General features: G+C 41.4%; 3 protein-coding genes. All 3 read right to left on the bottom strand.

Features of this window, described 5'->3' with window-relative positions; translation table 11 throughout:
• On the bottom strand, positions 1-3,653 hold a 3,653-nt coding region (locus OPS28_RS16915; protein ID WP_265610652.1), incomplete at its 3' end, for a condensation domain-containing protein.
• A gap of 82 nt (positions 3,654-3,735) precedes the next feature.
• A complete protein-coding gene (locus OPS28_RS16910) occupies positions 3,736-11,625 on the bottom strand; it encodes a non-ribosomal peptide synthetase/type I polyketide synthase (RefSeq protein WP_265610651.1) in 7,890 nt (2,629 codons plus the stop codon).
• A 2-nt stretch (positions 11,626-11,627) separates the two neighbouring features.
• Positions 11,628-11,906 (bottom strand): phosphopantetheine-binding protein (locus OPS28_RS16905; protein WP_265610650.1); only part of this gene is annotated, 279 nt, incomplete at its 5' end.

Raw genomic sequence — 11,906 nt, 5'->3', positions numbered from 1 at the left:
TTCGCCTGCGCATTCAGCTCACCGTACGTCAGCTGCTCATCCTCGTACACCACTGCCACGGCATCCGGCTGGCTCGCTACTTGCTGTTCAAACAGCTCGTGGATACACAATGTATCCGGGTAAGCACATTCCGTGGCATTGAGCTCATGCACCAATTGGTGGGTCTCGGCATCCGACAACATCGTCAGCTCATGTGGCGCCACTACGGCACTGCCCAGCTCACTCAACGCCCCTAATAAACGACTCAAGTGATCATTTAATTGCGCAATATGAGACTCTGTAAACAAGGCTACGTCGTAGCCCCAATACAAGCCTACACCTTGCTCACTAATGTTTAGATCAACGTTCAAGTCAAACTTGGCTTGAATAACATCTGTTTGATAGAGCTGAACGTCAAGGTCAGGTAACTTATAGGCAAAATTTTCCTTTTCACCATTCACTTCATAATCGGTATTAGTTGTAACCATGATTTGAAATATCGGATTATGACCATGACTTCTTGGCACATTCAAACGATCTACCAGCAACTCAAACGGTACTTCTTGATTAGACTGAGCAGTCAAATGTACATCCCTAATATGCTCAAAATAATCCAATAAAGATTCATGCTGAGTATTAACTCTTAGTACTTGTGTGTTAACAAAAAAGCCAATCAGGGATTCAAGTTCAGTATGAAGTCGATTGGCAGAAGGTGTTCCAATTACGATATCATTGGAGGCGCTATGTCGAGATATCACCAACGCCAGAGCACTGTGCAGTAGCATAAACGGTGTTAATCGATGTTTCTTCGCTACAGCCAACAAGCCTTTTGCAACATCGGCAGATAGGTGACCTGTAACAAGTCCACCTCTATACTGTTTAATGGCAGGTCTTTCATAGTCTAAAGGCAAACTATGAACAACAGGCGAGCCTTCCAGAGTTCTTTCTAACTCTGCTAATTTAGCTTCCAAAAAGTCTCCAGCTAAATTATTCCTTTGCCAATGCGCATAGTCCGCATACTGAATTTCCAGCTCTGGAAGCGAACTCTCCCGCCCTTCTAAATAGGTGTTATAGAGAGCAAAAAACTCTTTGGTTAATATTTCCATCGACCAGCCATCAGAGGCAATATGATGCATATTGAACACCAAGACCCCTGAACTCTCAGACGTCTTTATGTAGGTTGCCCTTATCATTAAATCCGAAGACAAGTTAAAAGGGCTTAAGACTGAATGCTCAACATACTGATGAACATGCTTCTCTAATGTCTCATGCGTGAGATGAGAAAAATCTACCGTTTCAACTACAAAACGACTGTCGTCTAACTCTCTAATCAATTGCTGAGAAATACCATTCTTGTCAAGGTATGTGGTTCTCAAGACTTCATGTCGAGCGATAATGGTATCAAAGCACTTAGCCACCAACTCAATCTCTAAATTTCCTTTGACTTCAAGCACGACTGGCATGTTGTATTCGGAGCTGCCGTTGTTCAATTTGTCCAGGAACCATATACGCTCTTGCGCATATGAAAGTGGCAATGCCCCATCCCTTGTTGACGGTTTCAGCTCGCCAGTTTTTCTGCCCTGGGCCTTCTCAACTTGAAGGGCGTAGTCTGCTAAAGTACTACTTTCAAATATAGTCCGAAAAGACAGCTCAACACAGAATGTTTCCGAGACTTTTGACGTAATTTTCATTGCCCGAATGGAGTTCCCACCCAAGTCAAAAAAGTTATCTGTGGTGCTGATAGCGTCAACTGACAGCTCGCCTTTCCATATATTTGAAATTGTGGCTTCTGTAGATGTCGAAGGAGCAAAAACATATCTGGGTAATTTCTTTGCAATTAGACAGCCCGAGTTATCAAGATATTCATCACTTACCAGGCTCCACGCATCTGGTAAATGCTTCTCACCCATCACGTCTATAACTTGTTGTTTTGCACGCTGAGTTATATGCTCAATACTGTACTGATCGCCGTCAGGTAAAATATAAATAACATTTTTGCAATTACTTATTGAACCTTGCTGTACTGCTTTTGCTTTTTGAACTTCGGAAAGCTTCTCAACGCAAGTCTCCAAAACTTCAAGTTTATCCACTTCAAGTTCATCTTTAACATTCTCATTACTTAATAAACGATGAAAACCTTGGCTAAACTCTAAGTCTGTTATATTTGCATCTTCACACTCGGAGAATTGTTCAAGCAGTTCAATATAGCTTCCAGCCAAGATATTCAGTGTCTCCCGTTCAAATAAGGTGTCTGCATATTTCCAACTAATTACAAGCCCCTCTTGACTCTCGTAGGCGACAACCTCAAGGTCAAATTTTATTAGCGGATCTTGTGCAAGCATTTCTAAGCTACTATCCGTAAAACCCAATTCGCTTGTGCCTACATTTTGCAAGTTGAATACAACTTGAAATAGCGGGAAGTAAGATAAATCTTGTTCTATTGATACCGTCTCACGTATGAGATCAAATGGTAAAGATTGATTGGAAAAGGCTTCTAAAATACTCCTTTTATTAGCATGTAAAAACTCCACAAACGTACCATCTTTGGGAACTCGACTACGAATAGGCAGTAGATTTACAAACAAGCCAATTAACCCTTGTGTTTGTTCGTGCTCTCTCCCCGCAATAGGAGAACCTATAACAAGATCATCTCGGTTAGCCCAACGACAGATAAGTAAAGACAACATGCTTTCAAGTATCATGTACAATGTCGCATTGTGTTTATTAGCTATTTGCTTTAACTTTTCCAGAACAGTCTTTGGAAGGACAAAGTCGACAGCACCTCCCGTAGAGCTGAAAATTTTGGGACGAGGAAGGTCCGTAGGCAAAACAGGAGCGGTATCTATACCTGACAATTCTTTGCGCCAATATGAACACTGAGACTCCATAATTCCAGAGTCTAAAGCCTGTTTTTGTGAGTATGCAAAATCTTTATACGTACATGGCAATGGTGGCAGCTTAGCTCTTCTTGAATCAATTAACGCTTGATAAATCTGCGTAAACTCGGCAATCAAAACATCTTGTGACCAACCATCCGAAGCAATGTGGTGTGTTGTAACCGAAACAACTGAGTGACTTTCATCATAATGAATGCACAATACACGAATTACAAAGTCTTCATTCAGATCAAATATATAATTTTGCGCTTGCGCTATTAACCGCTCTACTTCACCATCTCTTTCAGATGCATCAAGCTCCATTAACGAAAGCTCAACAATACTAAAGTCTTCAGAAGCCAACAGTCGACCAACAATATCCCCTTTAGCACCAACCTGATATACGGTTCTAAGTACATCATGACGTTCAATTACTTGAATCAGAGCGTGCTCCAAGCATCGAGAATCAATTTTATCAGCAAATTTGAAAGTACACCCCATGTTAAACTGACTTCCAGGCGACAATTCCTGAGCAAACCAAACCTGTTTCTGCTGATAAGAGATGGGAAAAAGCTCAGAACCGGAATAGGTTTCAATTTGCCACTCCTTTGAACTACCTTGCTGCTCAGCAGAACTTAGTAAGTGTCGAATAATCGCATCTTTATTCTCCTTTATCTCAACTTTTAAATCTGCAGGAACCCCTTTCTTACTAGCCGTATAAGCAAGATTGTTGTCTTTGACGTACAGTGCCACATCAGCTAAAAGCGCTTGATGAATGATACTCTCAATATTATTCATAGGAGACTATTCTAATTGTTCTCTAAAATACATGCTGACCCTTAAGGGCCAGCTCCTTTATATCGAAATAAGAGAGTGTTAGTTAAAAAACACCTTCCTCTACTTCTTCTCGTTCTGTGAGCATCTCTTTTCTTTTCGCAGTAATGCTCTGTGTTAATTGGAACGAATCAATCCTGCTCGCAATACTTGAAACAGTAGGTTCCGCGAAAAAGTCTTTTAGCGAGAACACTTCATCACTCACATTGAACCTTTTGCATATATTGCCAACCAACCTCGTTGACAATAACGAATCCCCGCCAAGCTCAAAAAAATTATCATTAATTCCTAAGTTGGCTATACCCAAAACTTCCTGCCATAACGAGATAAGCGCTTGTTGCGTATCACTTGTAGGAGCGCAGTACGCTTCACTTATTTCAGGTCTTTCATACAAGCTTAATGAACCACTTTCATCATCTTCAAAATCGACCCACTTTTTGACACGCTCACTTAAGCTAGTTTTACTATTAATTACAACACCTGAATGCATATTGTTCCACACCCAAGACATGGCTTTCACCCCGTCCTCGGCAGTTAAACTAGCGGGAGACGCGGCAACATCTGCGCCAAATGCCCAGCCATCCCAATTGATGGAGATCCACTGTGCACTCCCTTCATTCTGTTTTTTCTGACAGAATGCATCCATATAAGCATTTGCTGCAGCATAAGCAGTGAAACCTAAACCTCCAAGCTCAACCGCCAGTGAAGACATGAGTACACAAGTTTGAACATTGTGCTTAGTCAAAGCCTTCTCTAAATTAAGCAGCCCATTAACTTTACTTACAAATTGCTGTGAACACACATTCAAATCAGTCTCTACTAAAGGAACAACTGAGTCATGTATATTACCTGCTGCATGAATCACCCCGTGAATGTCACCAAATTGCTCTCTGGCTTGTTCTAATGCATCAGAAAGTGACTCATAGTCTCCAACGTCGCCTTGAATAACTTGTAATTGACCGTTCTCAAGTTTTGGCAACTGGGTTACAGAGTCTATTCCCCTACGGCTTAATAAGGTTACTTTTGCAGCTCTCTCTTCAGCTAACCATTTAGCTAAAGTTATGCCAATATTACCCAGACCACCAGTGATAAAATAATGAGAGCCTGGCGGTAAATTAACTTCTCCAGCCTCAATACTTCGTTCGTTGTCAAATGGAGTTAGATTTCTGAGCCAGCGTCCGTTGCCACGGAATGCAACTTCTTTATCTTTGTTTTTCTTGACTACTTCAGAACATAACTGAGTTGATAATCTCTGTAAAGCGTCTTGATTAGTTTGTTGGGTGTAACCAAAGTCCAAATGGAAACAATTAATTCCCGAAAACTCCTGAGGTGTAACCTTACAGATACCTCTCAACAATGCAGCATCAGCATTAATCTCTTCATTACCATCAACACGAAAGACTTGATTTGTTGCTATATGTAAATCAACCTCAAGCATAGGTCTAAGTTTAACAAATGCCTTAACTAAACCGATTAAGGCAATAAAATCACTTTCATGGGTGGGCTTATCTTCGCTCTCCTGGCTACCTAGTGAAGACTCACAATAAACTAAATTCAGGCGACCAATTTCCATCAACGTATTTACTAAGTTTATGCAGTGTTCATCTTGCAAAGGGTCTAAGGTAACTACACCAATATCGTGATCAAAGTCATACGCTTTTGCTTTACCCATATCACATGCATCAACAAGAATTGCGTTGCCTTTTATACACGAACCACTTTGTAGCTGAGATAATAAACTCTCATTACGACATACATAAAGTGTTTGAGTATCATCATGTGTATTGTCATCGCGGGATGGCTCAGCTAACTTCCAGTTCGCCTGATAAAACCAGTTTTCAGTCGCAGCAGGGTCCCTTTGCATACCTAGCAGTTCTTTCCTACTCAAACGGTCGATCCAGTATTTTTTGCGGTTAAATGGGTAAGTTGGCAGCGATATAATCTTTCCTTCATTTTTCCCGGATAATTGTTCCCAGTCTAATGGATAACCTTTGTTCCAAATCTGGCTCAATCCTTTATAAAGATGTGCAACATCACTCATTTGTTGCTTAGGGTGCCTTATCAGGTTGACCACGTTAATATTGTGTCCCTGAGTGTGACGTCTCACTAAGTTAGTAAGCGTATTTCCGGGGCCTAATTCCATTAAGACTAGACTAACCCCTTTATTTTTCGCATCTTGAGCTAAGTGCTCAATATTTTGTGAAAAATGTACCGCGCTAGTGATCTGACTCGCCCAATACTGTGGATCACACGCTTGCTCATTTGTTATGTACTCACCAGTAACATTCGACATAAACTCCGTTTTTGGTGGAGATAGTGTGATGTCTGTAAAACTTTGCTTAAATTGTTCAGATGCGTCTTTCATCATTGACGTGTGAAATGCGTGAGAGGTTCTTACAAGTTGACTCTCTATGCCTGCTTGCTCACAGGCATCCTGTAATTGATGAATTGACTCATCCGTGCCACCTACCACAAGGTTATGGGGTCCATTGTATGCCGATATCGAGACGCTATTCTTATCCCAAATACCATTCAATGTATCTACAGCACATTTTACAACCAACATCGAGCCAGATTGTGCTTGTTGCATCAAATGTGCGCGACGAGCAACAACTTTAACTGCATCTTCCAGTGAAAATACCTCAGCCAGACAAGCTGCAACCAATTCGCCTAAGGAATGACCAAGATATCTACGGGCTTCAATTCCCCAAGATTTGAGCAATTGAGCCATTGCGTATTCAATACTAAATAGCAAAGGTTGTGCACAAGCTGTTTTTTCGAGTTCTTCATCTGATGCTTCCAGTAGAGCTAACACATCATGTGCTTCTTGCTCAAGAAATAGCTCTCTACATTTTTCAAAAGATGTTTTAAATGTATCAAATTGCTCGATGAGTCCCTTCGCTACATTTTTATATTGGGAACCTTGGCCAGATAATAGGAAAACAAGTTCCATGTTATCTATCTCCTGAGTTACCTGGCTAGGTGACGCCTTTTCTAACTCAGCCTGTAAACCAACAACATCTTTTGCTACTAAGCTGTGACGGAAGTTGTACTCACCTCTTCCTTTTTGCAACGTATGCGCTACATCGGCCAAGCAAACATCCGTATTGTCATTGATAAATGAATGCAAGTTATTAGCTTGGTCTGCAAATGCTTGAGCATCTTTTGCGGAAATAGGGAACATATGATAGCAATCAAAGTGAGCAGATTTTTCCGCCGTGTTGATTTCAGGAGCTTCTTCTAAAATCATGTGAACATTAGTCCCTCCAATCCCAAATGCACTCACACCAGCTTTTCTTGTAGCACCTTCTTGAACGGGCCAGGCTTGTGATTGAGTTGCGATATAAAAAGGACTATTTTCGAAGTCAATCAGATTATTTGCTTCTTTAAAATTGATGCTTGGCGGAATTACTCTATTTTTAAGGGCTAGGGTCGCTTTGATGAAGCCAGCAACACCTGCTGCAGAATCCAAATGACCAATATTGGGCTTAAGCGTCCCTAATGCACAATTTTGTTTGTCAGCACCTGAAAACGCATAGGATAAGGCTTTCACTTCAATAGGATCTCCCAATGGTGTTCCTGTACCATGGGTTTCAACATATTGAATCTCACCTGCATCAAATCGAGATTGTTTAAGCGCTTTTAGGATGACCTGAGATTGCCCTTGTACACTAGGAGCAGTGTAACCCGCCTTTAGTGCACCATCATTGTTAATTGCAGATCCCCTAATAACTGCTAAAACCTCGTTTCCATCACGTATCGCTGCATCAAGATTTTTAAGCAGAACTAAACCTGCACCATTACCACCACGGGTGCCATTTGCGCCTTTATCGAAGGCTCGACAGTGACCATCCGGAGACTCAATACCACCAGACTGGTATAAGTAACCGCTTGCTTCAAACTCGGACACACCTGCACCGCCAGCCAGTGCCATTTCACATTCACCTAATCGAATGCTATTGACGGCCTGATGAATAGAAACGAGCGAAGTTGAACATGCTGTTGCAACATTTACAGAAGGACCACGTAAGTTTAGCTTGTATGCTAATCGAGTTGCTAAGTAGTTGTTGCTGGTACCATGCATAACGGCCAAACCAAGATTTTGCATGATGTCAGCATTTGGAAATAAATGCCTAAATAAATACTGACTCTCTCCACACCCAACAAAGGCGCCGCAGTTTAGCCCTTTTGAGAAATCACCATAACCAGCACTTTCAAGCGTCTCCACTGCACACTCAAATATTAACCTGTATTGTGGATCCAATACTTCAGCTTCTCTCGGAGTCATGTCAAAGAAATTCGCATCAAAAGTTTTGACATCACAATCAACCAATCCCGCGGAGTTAACAAAGTTCAATCGGTCTATCGTGTTTTCATCGTAGCCAACATCAAGCAGCTCTTTCTTAGAAAACAAAGTAAGTGACTCGTCACTATTTAAGATATTGTCCCACAGCTGAGTTACTGAAGCAGCACCAGGGAATCGGCCTGACATTGCAACAACAGCAACTGCGCAAGTGTCTTTAACATCCAGTTCGTCCAACTCATGAGTATCAATCTTGTTTTGAAGTTCTTCGTTGCCATCACCATTAATTAAATCCTGAATATGCTGGCAAAAAGTTTCAATCGTAGGAAATTCAAAAAATGCCGTGATATCAATTTTGAGGTTGAGCTTTTCTTCAATTTCACTTCGTAGCTTTATGAATAGAATGGAGTTCCCTCCCAATTCCATAAAGTTATCTTTAATACCCACCCTATCTACTTCCAGCGCATTTTTCCAAATGTCACAAAGCTGAGTTTGAAGGTTTGTGGTTGGAGCAACAAAATTGAGCCCCAACCTTTCTTCGATATCTATTTTCGGCAATGAATCTTTATCAACCTTCTGATTCGAGGTTAATGGCAGCGCTTCGATCAATTCAAAAATAGGAGGCACCATATAGTCCGCGAGCTTTTTCGCTACTTCACTTTTTAAGCCAGACAAGAATGTTTGCGTGTCAGTTTTTAAATCTGAATTTACTACATAGGCAACAAGAAAATTGCGATCTTTGCTTTTTTGGCTGACAACGGCCACACCCTCAACACCGCTAGCGGCTAAAATAGCAGATTCAATTTCTGCCATCTCGATGCGGTAGCCGTTGACTTTAACCTGATCGTCGTCGCGTCCTATGAACCAAAATTGGCGCTGTGAATCTAATTTGACTGTATCACCGGTCTTGTATAGCCTGATGCCAGACAATGGTTCACAGTTAAGTGAAACAAAGCTTTCTTTGTTTTTCTTCTCTAAATTTAGATAGCCGTTTGCTAAACCGACACTATTTATATATAGCTCGCCAACACCGCCCTCCGGCACCAACTGTTCGTCCTTAATGACAAAAAATTCTGTGTTTTGAATGGGTTCACCAATTGGCACAGGCCCGGATAATTCATCTGGAATTTGGTCTTTTACGACGTATGTCGAACAGCCAACGACACTTTCAGTAGGACCATACTCGTTTACATAAATAGCATCCGGAAACCAGTTTTTCTGCCAGCTTTTAAGCTGGTTATAGTTCAGTTGCTCACCACCGATGATAAACATGTGCTGTAAAGATGACGTTGTTTCTGTCTTACATTCGTGCCCGAGCGCATCCAAATGCGCAGGGGTCATCTTGAAAAGCCAAGATTGTCCATCATCAAATAAATAATATTTCAAGCCTACTACGGTAGCATCAAGCCCTTTTGCCAATATGCTGACTGTCTTGCCCAAGGTAAGAGGTGTAAGTAAAGATGTAATAGTTGCGTCAAAGCCTATAGAAGAACTTACCACTGCACCTACGTGTTGCTCAGACATATACTGCTGAGCATGTGACAGATAGTTAGCCAACCCTAGCTGGTTAATAGCAACACCTTTAGGTCGGCCTGTTGAGCCAGATGTGTAAAGCACATAGGCTATGGCTTGAGCTAAAGGCTCTTCAATTGCAGTCAAATTGGTGTTCGGTAATGATTTGAATAATGTATCCTGCACTTCAAGATCTACAGGCAAAACCTGATAATCACAAAATGTGCCTTCATCAACAACTTCTTGATTAGTCAGTACAATAGATACTTCACTGTCTTCCAAGATAAATTCGATCCTATCTTCAGGGTATTCCGTGTCGATTGGCACATACGCAGCGCTTGATTTTAAACAGGCAAGGATAGCTATCAGCATTTCGACTGATGGCTCAACAAATATTCCCACACGTTTATTTACGTCCGCTCCCATGCTGCGCATCAAAAAAGCCATCCGATTGGCTCGTGAGTTTACTTCTTCGTAGCTGAGTTTGATTTCTTCGCTTTGCACAGCAATATTTTCAGGGTAAAGCTCTGCAGCTCTCTCAAACTGTTCGATAAAGCTGGCAGGATCATCGTAAGGAAAGTTCCTGGTTGCGGATACTTGCTGGTGTGATACCAAAGGAATATCCTTCAACATGCGATTGTCAGTGGAGCAAAGTGCAGTTAAGACTTCCACATATGAGTTGTGCATGCTGGTAATAGTTGCATCATTAAAGAGCTGTGCTGCAAAATTCCACCTTACATTTAAACCTTCGTCAAACTCACTTATTGTCACCTCAATGTCGAATTTCGCTTCATTTGACTCTGTTGGTAACAACTCACATTCAAGATTATCAAGGTCAAGTACATTAGGAGTGACTTTCTGGTAGTCAAACATGATTTGAAAAATAGGAGAATGGCTTGACGAGCCTGATTTGACAACATGAGACACTATTTGATCGAAAGGAACAGCTTGCAGCTTAAGTGCATTAGATAACGCAGACATTGTTTGAGAGATGTAACTCTCTGTACTCAGCTCTGGGTTAACATGATTACACAAGATAAGAGGGTTTACAAAAAAGCCCAATACAGACTCTAATTCCGGGTGATTTCTTCCTGATGCAGAAGTGCCAATGACGATATCTTTTTCATCACTCCACCGTGAAAAAGTTAAAGCTAGAGCAGCTTCCAGAAGCACATAATGAGAAACTTTCAGTTTCATTGCTTGCTGCTTCATCATGTTCAACAAGTCAATATCTAGCTGAAACCCACAAACAGAAAGTTCATTGCGAAGATTAACTACGCGCTTGCCATCTAATGGGAGACTATGCACAGGAGGGAGGTCACTCAACATTTCTGCCCACTGTTCCAACCCGTGTTCGATTTGCTCCTGCTCTTGAGACGATTCAATCCAATCAACATAATCACCAAATTGAAGCTTCGGTTCTGGCAAATCGAGCTGTATCCCTCGAGTAAAACTGTTGTATAGCAACTCTAGCTCTTTAAATAACACCCCATTTGACCAGCCATCAGTAATGATGTGGTGAATACAAAGCAAAAAGATATATTCATTTGTGTCACCTATTTGGACTAAATACGGCTTAAATAAGTTCGGCTCTGATAAATCAAAAGGTTGCTGGCTGAGTTCATCCACCTTTTTCTTTGCATCTGCAAAATTGGTCGAGCTGATCCTCCTCAGTAGCGATGCATTAACTGCACTATACATCATTTTAAGCTCGCCACCTTGTTCTACAAAGCAAGCGTTTAATACTTGATGTCGTTCAGCAACTGTTTGCAATGCCTTTTCTAAAGCATCTTGAACAAGCACTCCCGTCATACGAACCGCAGTGCATACGTTATATGCCGTAGTGCTCTTGTCTAAGTTCTGTTTTAACCAGATGTTTTTTTGATTGGCCGTGACTTTACTATACTTTTCATCCGCCCGTTTAGGTATCGATTGTGCAGTGGCAGAGCAATGAGCCTGTTCCAGGTATCGAATTAACTCATCTTTGTTTTGTTTTATCTGCTGTGCAAGCTCTGCAGTGATCGCTCCAGGTTCAGACTTTGTCTTAAGCTTGCCATTATCCAAGTAGGCATGAATACCTTTATCCTTTAGCAACTTAAAAAGTTCATTGGCCTTTGCCATGATTACCACTCCATTTCTTCTAATTCTTCGTTATCAGTTTGCATCAGCAATGCATTCCTACTCACAACCGCATCTTCTATGAAGGCTGCCAGTTCGCTAATGGTTTGCAACTCAAAAAGTTGCTGAATCTGCAAATCTAAATCCCACTGCCGATATATACCCGAAATAATCTGTACTGCGAGCAAAGAGTGCCCACCTAAATGAAAAAAGTTGGCCGTCACACTTAAAGGTTCATTCACCCTCAGCACGTCTTGCCAAATTTGCTCCAACGCTTTCTCTGT

It is taken from the genome of Alteromonas sp. ASW11-130 (assembly GCF_026183735.1).
Taxonomy (GTDB): Bacteria; Pseudomonadota; Gammaproteobacteria; order Enterobacterales; family Alteromonadaceae; genus Alteromonas.
This window is presented reverse-complemented; position numbering and strand designations above follow the sequence as displayed.